General features: G+C 51.0%; 16 protein-coding genes. 1 reads left to right on the forward strand and 15 read right to left on the reverse strand.

Annotation, left to right across the window (positions count from 1 at the left end; genetic code table 11):
• Nucleotides 1-31: 31 nt before the first annotated feature.
• From NGM62_RS04330 to NGM62_RS04375, 10 genes are all read right to left on the reverse strand, one after another.
• Entirely contained in the window at nt 32-1,507 is a 1,476-nt protein-coding gene (locus NGM62_RS04330) for a metallophosphoesterase (protein WP_262246053.1), read from the reverse strand.
• A 287-nt stretch (nt 1,508-1,794) separates the two neighbouring features.
• Nucleotides 1,795-2,859 (reverse strand): alpha-L-fucosidase, encoded by a 1,065-nt coding sequence (locus NGM62_RS04335; RefSeq protein ID WP_262246054.1) that lies wholly within the window; start codon nt 2,857-2,859, stop codon nt 1,795-1,797.
• 98 nt (nt 2,860-2,957) lie between these two features.
• Nucleotides 2,958-3,728: an SDR family NAD(P)-dependent oxidoreductase gene (locus NGM62_RS04340; protein WP_262246056.1), complete on the reverse strand. Its 771-nt coding sequence runs from the start codon at nt 3,726-3,728 to the stop codon at nt 2,958-2,960.
• 34 nt (nt 3,729-3,762) lie between these two features.
• On the reverse strand, nt 3,763-4,167 hold the full coding sequence (locus NGM62_RS04345; protein ID WP_262246058.1) for an L-rhamnose mutarotase: 405 nt from the start codon (nt 4,165-4,167) through the stop codon (nt 3,763-3,765).
• Nucleotides 4,168-4,181: 14 nt separating this feature from the next.
• Complete coding sequence (locus NGM62_RS04350; RefSeq protein ID WP_262246060.1) at nt 4,182-5,825, reverse strand: sodium:solute symporter; 1,644 nt, start codon at nt 5,823-5,825, stop codon at nt 4,182-4,184.
• 22 nt (nt 5,826-5,847) lie between these two features.
• Nucleotides 5,848-7,071 (reverse strand): enolase C-terminal domain-like protein, encoded by a 1,224-nt coding sequence (locus NGM62_RS04355; RefSeq protein ID WP_262246061.1) that lies wholly within the window; start codon nt 7,069-7,071, stop codon nt 5,848-5,850.
• 117 nt (nt 7,072-7,188) lie between these two features.
• Complete coding sequence (locus NGM62_RS04360; RefSeq protein ID WP_262246062.1) at nt 7,189-7,311, reverse strand: hypothetical protein; 123 nt, start codon at nt 7,309-7,311, stop codon at nt 7,189-7,191.
• 170 nt (nt 7,312-7,481) lie between these two features.
• The gene (gene rlmH, locus NGM62_RS04365) at nt 7,482-7,955 is read right to left on the reverse strand and encodes a 23S rRNA (pseudouridine(1915)-N(3))-methyltransferase RlmH (RefSeq protein WP_262246064.1); all 474 of its coding nucleotides are present in this window, start codon (nt 7,953-7,955) and stop codon (nt 7,482-7,484) included.
• Nucleotides 7,946-8,293 (reverse strand): HepT-like ribonuclease domain-containing protein, encoded by a 348-nt coding sequence (locus NGM62_RS04370; RefSeq protein ID WP_262246065.1) that lies wholly within the window; start codon nt 8,291-8,293, stop codon nt 7,946-7,948. The genes rlmH and NGM62_RS04370 overlap by 10 nt, the downstream gene beginning before the upstream one ends.
• Nucleotides 8,271-8,633, reverse strand: a complete 363-nt coding sequence (locus tag NGM62_RS04375; RefSeq protein ID WP_262246067.1) for a nucleotidyltransferase family protein — start codon at nt 8,631-8,633, stop codon at nt 8,271-8,273. Before NGM62_RS04375 ends, NGM62_RS04370 begins: the two co-directional genes overlap by 23 nt.
• 127 nt (nt 8,634-8,760) lie before the next feature.
• Between NGM62_RS04375 and NGM62_RS04380 the strand changes: the two genes are divergently transcribed.
• Nucleotides 8,761-9,657, forward strand: a complete 897-nt coding sequence (locus NGM62_RS04380) for a DUF3078 domain-containing protein (RefSeq protein WP_262246068.1) — start codon at nt 8,761-8,763, stop codon at nt 9,655-9,657.
• 29 nt (nt 9,658-9,686) lie between these two features.
• Here the strand turns inward: NGM62_RS04380 and NGM62_RS04385 are convergent, their stop codons facing one another.
• The 5 genes from NGM62_RS04385 to NGM62_RS04405 form a co-directional block, all read right to left on the reverse strand.
• Nucleotides 9,687-9,986 (reverse strand): FtsB family cell division protein, encoded by a 300-nt coding sequence (locus NGM62_RS04385; RefSeq protein ID WP_262246069.1) that lies wholly within the window; start codon nt 9,984-9,986, stop codon nt 9,687-9,689.
• Between the two features lie 1,390 nt (nt 9,987-11,376).
• The gene (eno, locus tag NGM62_RS04390) at nt 11,377-12,669 is read right to left on the reverse strand and encodes a phosphopyruvate hydratase (protein ID WP_262246070.1); all 1,293 of its coding nucleotides are present in this window, start codon (nt 12,667-12,669) and stop codon (nt 11,377-11,379) included.
• A 195-nt stretch (nt 12,670-12,864) separates the two neighbouring features.
• On the reverse strand, nt 12,865-13,986 hold the full coding sequence (gene carA / locus NGM62_RS04395; protein WP_262246072.1) for a glutamine-hydrolyzing carbamoyl-phosphate synthase small subunit: 1,122 nt from the start codon (nt 13,984-13,986) through the stop codon (nt 12,865-12,867).
• A gap of 247 nt (nt 13,987-14,233) precedes the next feature.
• Nucleotides 14,234-14,641 (reverse strand): hypothetical protein, encoded by a 408-nt coding sequence (locus NGM62_RS04400; RefSeq protein WP_262246074.1) that lies wholly within the window; start codon nt 14,639-14,641, stop codon nt 14,234-14,236.
• Nucleotides 14,642-14,693: 52 nt separating this feature from the next.
• Entirely contained in the window at nt 14,694-15,932 is a 1,239-nt protein-coding gene (locus NGM62_RS04405; RefSeq protein ID WP_262246076.1) for an exo-alpha-sialidase, read from the reverse strand.
• Between the last annotated feature and the right edge of the window lie 9 nt (nt 15,933-15,941).

Below are 15,941 nucleotides of genomic sequence, written 5' to 3' on the forward strand. Positions count from 1 at the left end.
AATTATTCACTCCTAAGTACCTGTGGAAGACTTAGTCATCCGCCGGTATAAAAAACAGGGGTTCTCGCAAGACCTGCTCGGGGATGGAGCCACTCGCGTAACCCACTTCCAAGACTTCGCCCATATAATTATCAAAATAGGCCAGTTCAAACTCATGCAGCCCCGCGTCAAGGGCAATCTGCCCGTCCCTCCGGCGCGCACCGTGGGAGTTGTCGTTATCAACCACTACACGCCCGCCAATCGAGAGTTTGGACCCGTCGTCCGAATACGTATAAAAACGGTAAACGTCCCGCTTCGGGATGTTGATCAGCCCTTTGAACACCAACGCAAAGGAATCCCTTACGTCCGCAATGTCCAACGTAATACGCTGCGTCGTCCCCACGCGCACCAACGTGGCCTGGGCGGTATCGGCCAGCTGCCTCAACCGGCCACCCTCGTAATACCGATAATGCAACCCCGGTTTTGACGAAGTACGCGTCCGGGCGGGGAGGTAGTCCGTATGGCTCCCCGCCTCGGCAGTGCGTCCAGAAGGATAATAATAGACGTGCTCTACCCCTTCCGGCGTACGTATCCACGTGTCGAAATAGCGCTCACCTTCATGTAATACGATGATTCGTCCCCCCCGTTGCAAATCACCATAGGCATCGGCGCCGGTTGTCCGGCCGTAAGCCAACGCGATGTCGTAATGCGTTCCGATATAATCGTTGTTGTGGTCATGTCCCACAAAGGCACCCATAACGTCGCCCATTTCGAGGAACGATGCGAACAGTCCCGAATTGATATCAGACGACGCAACATCTTCGTTAGCCGTGCCCACGATATCCGGCTGTCGCTGCACTTCTTCAAACTCTTTGATGGGAATATGGAAAAATGCCAACGCGGGCAGAAAGCTGCTTTTTTCGGGGTTTATATAGGCACGACTTTGCTCCCGACACCAGTTCACCTGGTCGAAATGCACCCAGTCGTAGCGTCCATATTTATGGGCTGGCGGCCGGTTGTGGCTGTCGAGGCAATACAGCAGCGCCTCCACTTCATCGCCTTCATAACCATGGATGGGCAACACGTAATTTCCGCTACCGCCGATGGGAGGACCGGCCTCACCAACGAAATAAGGGGTTCCCACCAGTAACTCCATTATTTCGGCCCCGGTCATACCGGCCTCATCATCGTGATTGCCCAATGTCAATGCCCAAGGCGTTTTTGCGTCAATGAAAATCTGCGCAATGGATTGCCACCCTTCGGTGCCGGGCTGCGCCGTGACCACATCGCCGGTCAACATGGCCAGATCCGGCTGCTCCGTTTGCAGGATGTGCTGTATCACCGCTTTCGTCTGGGCACTACGGGGAGATGTGGGATTCCAGTGCAGATCTGTAAACTGAGCGATCTTAAACAGCCCTCCGCTATCGAACGCGAGCATGGGCGTTGCGGTTTGCTTGCCTTCAGGCCTGCTACAGCTGAATACCAGCGATATCAGCACCATCGGCAATAAAATAATCCATTTATTCATGGTTGTTACATATACTTACCCGTTCGTTGGACCTCCAACCAAAGGAGGCTGATCTTTTCTGATTATGCAGGTTTTGCAAATTATATAATCGGCATTATTGTTAATTAAGTTTCTGACACTTTTTAGTGTGGCGTTCTTTGCTTTATGTGGCTAACTGATGCTTTCATCAACATATCAAATGTACACTTCAATCCGTCAGCACACCATAGACTATCTGCCTAAATGGATAGATTATTCGATTACAGTGAACTTAGCGAGCGGAATAGCCTCCGTTAATGGAGGAAACGCTATCGGTTTTTAGCATCAATAGCAATGGCTTTTTTCAATGCCATCAAAAGGTCAATGTCACGTTGCCTGAGATTCCCCTTTCGATCGGGGGGTGCGTTCAAAATCAATATGTTATCCTGTGCGGTCGCAATTTTATAGTCGCGGAGCAGCTCATCAACCTTCTTATACACCGTATCTTGTGTGTTATAAAACCATTTTGAACTGATGCAGATAGTGGATTCCCACGGCATGTAATAACTTTTGTTGTTATGGGTAAATATCTTGGGGTCGGGGTCTGCGGGTAAATAAGGATCGCCCAACCGAAAGTCACTTGGGAAATACCGAATTGGATAGCCTTCCCGCTGATCTGCCGGAAATACCGGGTGTTTCTCAGGGTTGTCTGGCAATCCTATACTCCAGTTTACGCCGATCTGACATCGAGGCTCTTTAGTCTTAATCGCTTCATAAATTTCAGCTAGCGGCCACCTTGTATTTTCTTTTACCCAGCCTCCATCAAACCAAAACTCCACAATCTTCACCTTATTTCGCCTTGTAATAGCCATCAACTCATTAAGCTGGCCGATCATGTATCGGTTGTATGCTTTGTCTAGGGAGGCGTTGTCCGTGTCTGCATTTTCGTGACGATCCCATAGCGAGTAATAAAGCCCCAAGCCTATGCCGTATTTCTTGCATGCTTTGGCAACTGCATCGATTACATCGGTTGTGTTCCCCGAATTGGCAACATCATACGTGGTATATTGACTGTCCCACAGACAAAAACCATCATGATGTTTTGAAACTAAGATCACGTATTTCATTCCCGCATCTTTTGCAGTCTTAATCCACTGATCAGCATTAATTTGGGTCGGTCTGTAAGTTGCCGCCGACAGCGTGCCATCTGTCCACTCTTGATCATGGAAGGTATTGATCCCGAAATGGATAAACATGCCGTATTTACGTTTAATTTGTTCCTTCTGGTACTTGCTAGGCACGAGAGAAGGAACCGGTGCTTTGACTCCTTTCTGGGCAACCACTACCAGGGGGATAGCAATTAATGCAACAAAACTTATCGCAATGGTTTTCATTGGAGCCCTCCGTCCTTTAATTATTGATGAAATTACCGTATACATAATCGCTGATGTTTTATTCCGACAGTTACCGTCTCGTTCACTAGCTAATGTATTTAGAAATTCCGGCGATACCCCAGTTCCGCCCCGCCGCTTACCGGCAAGTTCGCTCCCGTTATGAAGCGGGCCTTATCCGACAACAAGAAAACACATGCATCTGCGATTTCATCGCCCTCGGGGCAATAACCCAAGGGATGGATATCTTTCAGATAATTATTGATGGCGCCTGAATTGGGTTGGTCAGCCCCCCACTTCCTCAACGTATCGGTCCACACTCCCGCCGGCAGCACCGCATTGACGCGGATTTTGAACGCCGCGTAATCCAGCGCCATGGATTTGGTGAGCGCATTGATTGCCCCCTTGGTGGCGGTATAGGCAGCATGGTTACTTTGCCCGATTTCACCCACGAGGCTACTGGTGTTTAAAATGGTGCCCTGGGTTTTCTTCAATGCTTCAATCCCGAAACGTGTGGTAAACAATAAACTCCTCAGGTTCACGTCCATCAGTTCCTGCCATTCGTCATCGGTGGTCTCATCCAGGGGTTTCGAGGGTGAGGCAATGCCGGCATTATTGTGTATGGCGTCGAGCTGCCCGTAGGTACGGATGGTTTCCTCCATAGCCCGCTTCACGTCTTCCACCTTGGACACATCGCCTACGATACCCAGGTGTTGCGGGCCCAACTGATTGATAGCCCCGGCTACCGAGCCGGCATCCGGCGCCACGATCACCACACGTGCGCCCTCCGCCGCATAGGCCTTCGCACATTCCAGCCCAATGCCCATGGACCCGCCCGTAAGGAAAACAACTTTATTCGTTAATAACTGCATCGTTCAATTTAATGTTAGGTATTCTGATTATCTGTCAATCCGTATGGAAAACTTCCTCCATCGTTGTCCATACTCCGTCGTCATCAAGCGGAAGCTGGCACGGGTCCGTTTCTTTCCACCACCGCTGCGTATCGGGATCGTCCGCCATGCGCTTCATATCCGCTTCAAAATCATCCCCCGTATATTCGAAATAGCTGAACAGGTAATATTCGTCGCCAAGCTGTTGCAGGTAAATGGAATAATTTTGAATGTTGCACTCCCGGATGGTTTCCAGCACGGCGGGCCACGCATCGGCGTGGAGTTCTTTGTAATAGTCCAGTTTCTCGGGCTTCAGGCCGGTAACCGAACCGAACCGCTGCACCCGGATTTCGGGTTTGTCTGCCGTGCATCCTCCAACAAGGGCGCTGATCACAACCAAAAATGAAATGTACTTTCTCATACGACTTCTACTTTCTATCTAAACACATAAAACAAGACCGCCATGACGAGCAGCAGCAGTCCAGACCAAACTTTATAGTTCCCCGCCCCTTCGCTCGCCGGACCCCGCAGGGCCTCCAACGGCGATTTCCAGTACAATCGCGCACTTATTGCGGTATGCTGAACGGGGTAAATGACGGAGAAAACGACTTGGAGAATGACGCACGTGCAGAACAGGTAAAACGCCATCATCATGAAAGGTGTCTGCCCGATGAAGGTGTCGGGGTACAATTTATTGATTATAAACACAATCACACCCAGCAGCGAACCGATCCACAGCGTCAGTTTGGCCGATACGGCGGAAGCACCTTTCCAGAAGATGCCCAATAGAAAAACACAGGTGATGGGGGGCGCAATGTGTGCAATCACATCATTCAGGCCGATAAATATGCTTTCGTACCGGTTGAGCAGGGGCAATAGCGCCAGCGAAAAAAGCAGCGCCACCCCGGCGGCCAGTTTGCCCACCCAAATCAACTGCTTATCGGTAGCCGTGGGACGAAAGCGCTGGTACATGTCGTAACTGACCATGGTGGATATGGAGTTCAGCGCCCCCGCCACCTGGCTCATCAAACCGGACAAGAGCGCAGCGACCAGCAAGCCGATCAGTCCCGATGGCAACAACTGGGTAATCATCAATGTATAGATGCCTTTTGAATTCACATTCCCTTCGGCATCGACCCCCAGGCTGGTCACGTCCAGCGCCCCCGATTGGAACAGGGTATACGCGAACAACCCCGGCATAACAAAAATAAAAACGGGCAGGATTTTGATGAACCCGCAGAACAGTGCGCCCAGCCGCGCCTGGTTTTCGTCGCGCGCGCCGAGCACCCGCTGCACGATGGTCTGGTCGGCACACCAATACCAGATCCCGATGATGGGATATCCCAGAAAAACAGCGTACCACGGCATGCCGCTCGGATCGCCGTGGGGCCGCAGCATGGAGAGTTTGTCCACGTCGCCCGTGCTGTGGAGCATCTGTACCATGGGTTCCCAGCCGCCCATCTTGTCAAACGCGGCGTAGCTGATGATAAACGCACCGACAACCAGCACCACCGTCTGGATGGACTCGGTCACCACCACCGCTTTCAACCCGCCGATGATCGTATAAACCGCGGTTATCAAGCAGATCACGATTACGCTGACATACATATTTAACCCGAATAGCGTTTTCAGCACGATGCCGCCCGCCAGCATGGAAAACGCGATATGGATGATGACCGCCGAAATAACCGAGATGACAGCCAGCCAATCCCGGCTGGCGCGGTCGTACCGCTGTTCCAGGAAATCGGGCAGCGTAGCCACGCCCGATTTGATATAGAACGGCACAAAGAACACGGCCAGTAAAATCAGGGTGAATGCAGCCATCCACTCGAAATTGCCGTTCAATAGTCCGGTATCAAAGCCGCTTTGCGCCAGGCTCACCAGGTGCACGGTGGAGATGTTGGTGGCGAAGAGCGCCAGCCCGATCGCAGGCCACCGCAGCGTCTTGCCCGCCAGGAAATAGGTACGCGCATGGTCTGTATGTTGTGCCCGTTTATGGGCCACGCCGCTCCATAAGCCGATGCACAGGATGAGGAGTACATACGAGGCGCTGATGATTAAATCGATGGATTGCAACATGGTAGGTGTATATTGACTGTTATCATGACTTTAAATCGCAGCTGCTACCGGGGTTCATTGGCGTTTTATAAAAACCGTCTTCAACGGCAGCAGGTTCGGCAAACACTTGCTTCAGATGGGGAATATGTTCAAGGAAGAGCGCTTCGTGGCCGAGCGCGATGTGGTTGAACAGCACGAGGTGCTGGTGCAGTTGCCCCATATCCCCTACATGCGGCACCACAGGCACGCCATATTTGCGGCACAGCAGGCTCACCGCGATGAATTCGCTGACCCCGCCCACCCGGAGGGCATCCACCTGGATGAAGCTGGCACACTTGGCCTGAAGGTAATTTTTGAAGACGACGCGGTTGGGTACATGCTCACCCAAGGCGAGCTTGCACGGTGCAATGGCCGCGGCCAGCGTTTGGTGCGCAAACACATCATCGGGATGGGTGGGCTCTTCAATCCAATAGGGGTTCATGGCCTGTAGCTGCGGGCATACCGTCAGCGCCTGCGGCAGGGTCCATTGTTGGTTGGCGTCGAGCATGACGTCTACATCCGCACCCACCACCTCACGCACGAGATTCGCACGCCGGATATCCCTCGCTGCATCGGGGCTCCCCACTTTTAGTTTCAACGCCGAAAAACCACGGTCCAACGCCTGCCGGCAGTTTTCGCGGACCTGCTCGTCGCTATAACCAAACCACCCCACGGATGTGTCGTAGCACCGGTATCCCTGGTCGATGATCGCCAACCGAGCCTCGTGGTCCTGCCGTTGGCTGGCCAGCATCGCCAGCGCCTGCTCTGCCGTCAGGACGTCTTCCAGGTACGACAGGTCGAGCGTATCGACAAGCTGCTGGGGCTCCAGGTCGATCAATAGTTTCCACAGCGGTACGCCGCGTTTTTTTGCCCAGAGGTCGAAACAGGCATTGGTCACGGACGCCAGCGCCAGCTGCACCACACCTTTATGGGGCCCCAGCCACCGCAGCTGGGGATCGTTGGAAAATGCCCGTGAACGGGATCCGAACGACAACATGATTTCCTCGATCGGTTTGTTTTTCAATTGCTCCGCATAATAGCGGGCAACGCGGCAAACCAGGTCGTTTCCCTCTCCAAGTGTAAAAGCCAGTCCTGTGCCTTCGGTGCCTGCATCGTCAACCAAGCGCGTTACCGCAAAGGAGTAAACCGGCTCGTGATGCACAGCATCACTCCCGCTTCCACCGGATAGTGGAAAGCGTTTATCGGCTATCGTGATCTGTCGAATCATCGCGTATATTCTTATGTGTTGATTGCGTTGTCAAAAATACGATTACACAACGCATACGCGATATACTATCCGGTCGTTATGATGGATTATTCAATGGAACGGATTATAAAAGGCTCCTCAGAGCCAGAAGATAATGGCAGCTACGATGGCAAGGCCAATAATCGTCATGATCCAAAACATCCGGTTTTCACTGCTGGTATCTGCACCTTTGTAATGATATTTACGTTTATGTTGAAGCATAATATAATCGTGTTAACAGTTATAACCCCGTTATTGTTTGGATGCCGAAACACCACGATTTCCATATAGCTGGATATGAGACAATAGATATGAGACAATAGACATCAGACAATAGACAACAGATATGAGACAGCAGACCGGACCGACCCTTAGCTAACGGGTTCACAATTTCACTCATGGTGGTATGGTTCCCCTTTCAAGATGGTGAATGCCCGGTATAATTGCTCCACAAAAAACAACCGCACCATCTGGTGCGAGAAGGTCATCTTGGAAAGCGAAATACGGCTATTGGCGCGCTGGTAAAGCACATCGTCAAAACCATAAGGTCCACCTACAACGAACACCAAGTGCTGTACGCTGCCAACCATCAGCTTATTGAGGTAGTCGGCGAACCCCACCGATCGGTATTCCTTCCCGCGTTCATCCAGCAACACCACATGGTCGCCGGGCGACAGTTGCTTGAGAATGGCTTCCGCTTCCCTGGCCTTCTGCTGATCGGTGCTTAGGTGTTTCGTATTTTTAACATCGGGGATGGTAACCAACTGGAAAGGGATATAGTGTTTCAGCCGCTGCTGAAATTTTTCGATAAGCGCCGTATAGTAAGTATCATCGGTCTTCCCTACGCACAACAATATTATCCGCATGTCTTCAATATCTCTTCGAGCACCGCCTTCATTGGCGGAAGATCGTATTGCGCGATATCCAAAACGATCCGTGTGTTTACACCAAAGTACTCATGGATGGAAATGTTTCGGAAGCCTTTGATAGCTGCCCAGGGAATTTCTTGGTTTGCGTCTTTTGTCTCCGGAGTAATAGCATTGCATGCCTCTCCAATGATTTCAATCTGCTTAATGGTTGCAAACCGTTTTTCGGAATTAGAAGCGAAAGATTCATAATCTACTCGATCGAGGTAATTTTCAATCTCGGTGATAGCATCAAGAATATGTTGAATCCTCACTTTATCCCCGAGCGGACTTCTCATAGATTAGAATCTTATCATGCTCTATATAAGGGCGTACATATTTCGAAAGCCCTTCTTCGGTGACTAAGTCAACTCCTTTTTTCAGGAGAACAGCTAGGTCGTTTTGAAAAGTAAAAAAACGGAGGCCAATGGGTTGACTGTGGTCCAGTTCGACCAAGATATCCACATCACTGTCCGCATCGGCTTCGTTTCTAGCGAATGATCCGAAAACATAGGCTCTTTTCACAGGGGTTCCTGTAAAATAGTTCCCGATTGCATCAATATCTTCTTTATTGAGTTTCATCAATACTACAAACTTAGCTAAATCATCATTTACATGCAAATCACAAAAGCGCCCCATCTGTTTATGTGCTTAGACATCAGCCAGCATCGACGCCGCCAAAACGCTGACACCATCGCCACATTGGTGTTTTGGCATCGCTTTTGCATTCGTTAGGCTTTTTAAACAAAATCATCAAATCATAATCATGAAGAAAACACTATCCTTGCTTTGCGTAGCACTGGCTACGACTTGGTACGCACGGGCCCAAGAAACCGAAGCCGACACCGCCTGGAAGGTTTCGGGCGAAAATACGTTGCTGCTCAACCAGAGCTCCTTCTCCAATTGGGCAGCCGGCGGTATCAACTCTTTTGCTGCCAACCTCATCTTCAACTACGATTTCAACTACAAGAAAAACAAGTGGAGCTGGGACAACAAGGTGATTGCGGCTTATGGCCTTACCAAACAGAAATCGATCGGCTGGCGCAAAAACGACGACCGCTTTGTGCTCAACAGCCTCCTCGGCTATGAGGCTACCGAGCATTGGTTGTATACGTTCTACCTCAATTTCAACACCCAGTTTGCCGACGGCTTCCAATACGATGCCGACAACAACCGTACACTGATTTCAACGGCATTCGCACCCGCATACCTGAGCTTCGGCCCTGGTTTTGCCTACAAAAAGTCCGACAATTTCCGGTTTAACCTCTCCCCTGCCGCTGCTCGCTTCATTTTCGTGACCAACGACGAGCTATCAGCACAGGGTGCCTTCGGCGTTGACCCGGGCGCGACTTCCCGCTTCGAATTCGGTGCTTCGTTCGACGCCTATTACAAAGCTGACCTGATGGAAAATGTGAGTGTGGAGAACATCCTGAAATTGTATTCCAATTACTTGGAAGACCCACAGAATGTAGACGTGGATTATACCCTCAACCTGTTCATGAAGGTAAATGACTACATCTCGGTAAATGGCGGACTGCAACTGATATACGATGATAATACGCTCATCCCGCGCCAAGAAAACGGGGTACTCGTCCCGGGTTCAGAGCGCCCTACGCTACAGGTACGCCAGGTATTCGGAGCAGGGATTACGTATAAGTTTTAAGTTATTCAGTCGTAAGGCGCAAGCGTCTTTTACTCGGCTTCTTCCTTTTCAAGGATCACGAAAACATCTTCGTTATCTTTTTTCATCTGATAGCGCTCGCGGGCTACACGCTGCTGCTCCTGCGGGTCGGTGTTCAGGTCATGGATGGCTTTGGTTATACGCGCTATTTCCGTCGTGTAAAATGCTTTTTCGCTCTTAAGGTCCCTCAGCTGGCTGTAATAGCTGTATTGGGTGGCCATATCGTGCCGATCGAAAAACAACATCCACACGGCGAATGCGACGATGGCAATGAGGTACTTATTGCGTATAGCAATGAGGAAACGTTCCATGAATACAAACTTAGGTAAATTTCTTTTATATGCAAAATGGGGGTGCATTCCAAATTCCTGCACCGGTCAAGACGCATCCAAGCCATGCCAACACAATCACGTGTTACACCGAAACCGTGTCGTCTTGCCTCAATACAAGGCTGTGGCTAGTCGCTACAATACTGTAGCGACTCGGAATAACGTTGTGTTGCCTCAATACAAGGCTGTCGCGAGTCGAAACGATGCTAGGTCAAGTCGAGACAGTATCGTCTCTTATCAACACAAGGCTGTGGCTAGTCGAAACGATGCCAGGTCAAGTCAAGACAGCATCGTCTCTTATCAACACAAGGCTGTGGCTAGTCGAAACGATGCCAGGTCAAGTCAAGACAGCATCGTCTCTTATCAACACAAGGCTGTGGCTAGTCGAAACGATGCCAGGTCAAGTCAAGACAGCATCGTCTCTTATCAACACAAGGCTGTGGCTAGTCGAAACGATGCCAGGTCAAGTCAAGACAGCATCGTCTCTTATCAACACAAGGCTGTGGCTAGTCGAAACGATGCCAGGTCAAGTCAAGACAGCATCGTCTCTTATCAACACAAGGCTGTGGCTAGTCGAAACGATGCCAGGTCAAGTCAAGACAGCATCGTCTCTTATCAACACAAGGCTGTGGCTAGTCGAAACGATGCCAGGTCAAGTCAAGACAGCATCGTCTCTTATCAACACAAGGCTGTGGCTAGTCGAAACGATGCCAGGTCAAGTCAAGACAGCATCGTCTCTTATCAACACAAGGCTGTGGCTAGTCGAAACGATGCCAGGTCAAGTCAAGACAGCATCGTCTCTTATCAACACAAGGCTGTGGCTAGTCGAAACGATGCCAGGTCAAGTCAAGACAGCATCGTCTCTTATCAACACAAGGCTGTGGCTAGTCGAAACGATGCCAGGTCAAGTCAAGACAGCATCGTCTCTTATCAACACAAGGCTGTGGCTAGTCGAAACGATGCCAGGTCAAGTCAAGACAGCATCGTCTCTTATCAACACAAGGCTGTGGCTAGTCGCCACAATACCGTAGCGACGCGTAACAACGTTGTGTTGCGTCACCACAGCCCTTGGATGCGGCAAGACAAGCACGGGCTGACTCGGCACGGTGTTGTGTCGGTTCGATAGGGTATTGGTTCAAGCCGGAGCAATGCCGGGTCGCCTCCACACAGCGTTGTGTACACTCAGAACGATGTTGTGATGGGGTGAGCGTATGCTGTGTCGGTATGGGACAGTATTGTTTTGACATGGGACAACATTGTCTCGGGCAGCTTTCGCAGTGCAAGCGGCTCCTTACCGTGGTAAAACGGAACATAAAGAAGGCCGCCCCAATTTATCATTGAAACGGCCTTGTTTATGTTAATGGATGGTACGTTACCGGGCAAACTTAAAGCTTTTGCCCAGGAAACGCGCATTATCACCTAATTCCTCTTCGATACGGAGCAACTGGTTGTATTTGGCAATCCGGTCGGAGCGCGATGCGGAACCGGTCTTTATCTGTCCGCAATTGAGGGCCACCGCCAGATCGGCAATGGTGTAGTCTTCCGTTTCTCCACTCCGGTGGCTCATCACCGAGGTGTAACCGCTGTTTTGTGCGAGTGACACCGCGTTGATGGTTTCGGTAAGCGAACCGATCTGGTTTACCTTCACGAGAATGGAGTTAGCCGTATGGGTATCGATTCCCTGTTGCAAGCGCTTGGTGTTCGTCACGAACAGGTCGTCGCCAACCAATTGTACGGTAGCACCTATTTTGTCTGTGAGCAGTTTCCATCCATCCCAATCGTCTTCCTGCATGCCATCTTCGATGGAAATGATCGGATACTTGGCAGTTAGTTCAGCCAGGTAAGCTGCCTGCTCTTCGCTGGTGCGTACGGCACCTTTATCGCCTTCAAATTTCGTATAATCGTACTTGCCATCTTCATAGAATTCCGATGATGCGCAATCCAATGCCAGGTAGATATCGCTGCCGGGTTTGTAGCCCGCCGCTTCGATGGCCTTAAGGATGGTTTCAATGGCATCTTCCGTACCGTCAAATGCAGGTGCGAAACCACCCTCATCGCCCACAGCGGTAGAAAGCCCCCTATCGTGCAGGATCTTCTTGAGGTTGTGGAACACTTCGGTACCCCAGCGCAGTGCCTCCGAAAACGACGGGGCACCGGCGGGCATGATCATGAACTCCTGGAAAGCAATCGGAGCGTCTGAGTGCGAACCGCCATTGATGATATTCATCATGGGTATGGGCAGCGTATTGGCATTCACACCGCCCACATACCGATAAAGCGGCTGGCGGCTTTCTTGCGCAGCCGCCTTGGCAACTGCCAACGACACCCCAAGGATCGCATTGGCTCCCAGGTTCCCTTTGTTTTCGGTGCCGTCCAGCTCGATCATCACACTGTCGATCGCATTCTGCTCAAACACATCGATGCCTTGCAGGGCATCCGCTATTTTGGTATTGACGTTTTCAACCGCTTTCAATACGCCTTTACCCAGGTAGGTAGACTTATCCCCGTCGCGCAATTCCACGGCCTCATGCACACCGGTGGAGGCCCCGGAAGGAACAGCCGCACGGCCAACAAAGCCGTTTTCAGTAGTGACATCTACCTCAATGGTAGGATTACCGCGCGAATCCAATATCTGCCGCGCATGGACATCAATGATCAAACTCATGTATTTTAGTATTTAGTATTTAGTACTCAGTATTTAGTATTCAGTGCTCAGTATTCAGTGCTCAGTATTCAGTGCTCAGTATTCAGTACTCAGTATTTCAGTCTCCAATTCTTAACAAGCTACTCTTAGTGTGAATACTACACTATTAGTAATGATATGGCAAATATAGCTTTTTCTACCTTAATTGCCAAACGTTTAGCTAACCAACACCGGTTTGCTGCTTTCCATCAGCTGCACGAATTCGTCGAATAAATAACGGGAATCGTGCGGACCGGGTGACGACTCGGGGTGATATTGCACCGAAAATGCCTTCTTGCCTTTCACACGTATGCCCTCGATCGACTGATCGTTGAGGTTTACATGTGTAATTTCCACCTTATCCGATTTCTCGACATCTTCGGCCACCACGCCGAAGCCGTGGTTCTGGCTCGTGATCTCGCATCGGTTTTCGATAATGTTTTTCACGGGATGGTTGATGCCCCGGTGCCCGTTGAACATCTTCACCGTACGTATTCCGTGAGCCAACGCCAGGAGCTGGTGACCCAAGCAGATGCCAAACAACGGTTTATCGGAAGCCAGGATAGCCTTCACAGTCTCCAGGGCGTAGTCCATTGCTGCCGGATCACCCGGCCCGTTAGACACAAAGTAACCGTCTGCCCCCCAAGCCTCCATTTCGGCAAAGGTCGTTTTGGCCGGGAATACTTTTGCATACACCTTACGTGCATCAAAATTGCGCAGTATATTGCGCTTGATGCCCAAATCAAGTATCGCCAAGCGCAGGGGTGCGTGCTCATCACCATAGTAATAAGGTTCCTTTGCGGTAACCACGGATGAGAGTTCTAAGCCGGCCATAGACGGCACGCTGTCAAGCCGCTTTTTCAGCTCCGCCACATCCAACAACTCGGAAGAGATGATGGCATTCATAGCACCCTTGTTGCGGATATGGCGTACAAGCGAGCGGGTATCAATATCGGATATACCCACCAGGTTGCCTTTTTCGAAATACGTCTGGATAGATGAGTCGGCCAATTGGCGGCTATAATTCACACTGTAGTTTTTGCATACGAGCCCGGCGATTTGAATCTGGTCGGACTCCGACTCGTCATCGGCAATGCCGTAATTGCCGATGTGCGCATTAGTGGTTACCATGATCTGACCGTGGTAGGAAGGATCGGTAAAAATTTCCTGGTAGCCCGTGGTACCGGTGTTGAAACAGATTTCACCGGTGGTGGTGCCAATCTTTCCGGCTGCCTTACCGTGGTAAACGGTTCCGTCTTCCAGTAACAAGATGGCCGGTAGCTTGCTGTAGTTAGTCATTCGTTTGTTAATGTATTGTTTTGAAGTGTTCGTTCGTCATCTAGCCATAATGCCATAAAAAAAGCCCTCTACGGGCCAAATACAATTAGAAATGCGACATACATCGGAAAGGTTTCCGGGTTTTGGGGATTTCGTTTGATAGCAGTGTACGCTAAACTTCACGAGGGACAAAGGTAAGGTTTTTTCTGCTTCTGTAAAGACATTTTTTTATTTTTCACAGTGGGAGCGGCTACCCCCAGCGGGGTGTTTACCGCGACAATCCCACCCTCGTCACATTCCCCACGCCATCCTCGCCTTTGGTATAGACCGCAACCGGGCGGAACTGCAGCGTATCGAAATGGGGCGGATCAAGCTGGATTTCATGCGGCATGGCTTTGCCGGCTTCGAAGAAAAACGCTTTGGTTATACTGCCGTAGTCGTTATGGGGCAGCAGCTCACCGCAGCCGAGGTAGTCGGCTCCCGCCGTGTCCGTTACACTGAAAGCGTATATCCGCACGATACCACCCTTGTTTTGCCCGTTCCGGACGAATGCTATCTCTTCGAAACCGCCATCCAGGCCGCTAGGGCCGCGGTGCTGGAGCGCGTCCCACACCACCAATGCTGCGAAAATAACAATCGCTGATACGATATACAACTTGCGGTACCGTTTACCCATGATTGTGCAAATGTACGAAATTACATTCGGGGCAACGGTACGCAAACGCTATCTACCCGTCAATCGCGTTCACATCCTGTTGGACATAAAAGACCTTCCCATTATCGGTCCAGGCGACGATGACATCCTGATTTCCCAGGGGCTGCACAACCGGATACGATGCACGGGAGTCCGGCAGGTGTATTTCGTGCTCAAAGAATCCCTTTTCATCTATCCTGCATACCTTGATTTTGCTTTGCATCGCGTCACCTTCCCGATAGGGCACGTCGTAAACCGCTACCCGTACCCCATCGGGCATCATGCATAGCTGTGCAAAGCGCCCTCCCTGATTGAGCTGCCGCTTGGCTACCACGTTGTTTTCTCCGTCCAGCTCGGCGTAGAACACACCGCTTTTTGCTGAGCCGGTAAACCAGGTGATGTAGGTCTTGCCGCCGCCGCGTACGATCGATGGCCCATTATGCGGGCATCCGTCGACTTGCCAGTTGTCACCACTGAAAGCAGTAGCCGCAGCGAATGTTTGCCCACCATCGGGAGAGCTGCTGATGGAGATATCGCGGATAGGTCCGGCGTGGAGATCGCGGAATGCGATCGTTATATGGCCGTTGCCGTCGCTGCCGATAGCCGTGCGGCAACATTCGCAGGCGGCAGAATCTACCAAGACGCTTGGTTCAAAACCGATACCCCCACCCGTCTTCGCAAACCGTACCGGCCGCCCCCGATGCACTCCGGTGGTGTCGGTATCGAGCCAGGCTATCCCTATTTCACCATCGTCCAGCCGGCATAGGTTGCTGAAAGAGCGTGAGCCGCTATTGGGGGTCACCTCTTGGATAGACTTCGGATCCGTCCACGTCTCTCCCCTGTCGAAAGACATGACATAGCGGATATCGCTCAGCCCGAACCTGTTTTTTTCCGAAGGTACCGAGGTCTCGTAGGTGGCAAGGAGTGCACCATCGCCCCTGATGGCGATTTTCGGCATCCCCTCTTCGTGGAAACTGGCATGCTGCTCTATCGGTATCGCCCTGCCCGGGGCGAACGCCCGGGATGCGGCATCCCAATATGAAAAATAGAAATATTTGGTACCCTGGCTATCGGTTTCAACCCAGCTGGCTACCGGGCGCCCTTCTTCATCAGTGGTGAGGAATACGCAGGATGCCTTGTTCTGTATGTCTGAAAGGCGCACTACCGGCGCCTGTATTGTACCATTACTATTCTCCCCGTTGTTGCACGACTGCAGCACGACGAGGAAAACAAGGCTATAAATGAGTGGTTTTACCAAAGAAAATTTTTCCATAACGTTAAA

Origin of the sequence: Parapedobacter soli, from assembly GCF_025460835.1 — a bacterium.
Classification (GTDB): Bacteria; Bacteroidota; Bacteroidia; order Sphingobacteriales; family Sphingobacteriaceae; genus Parapedobacter; species Parapedobacter soli.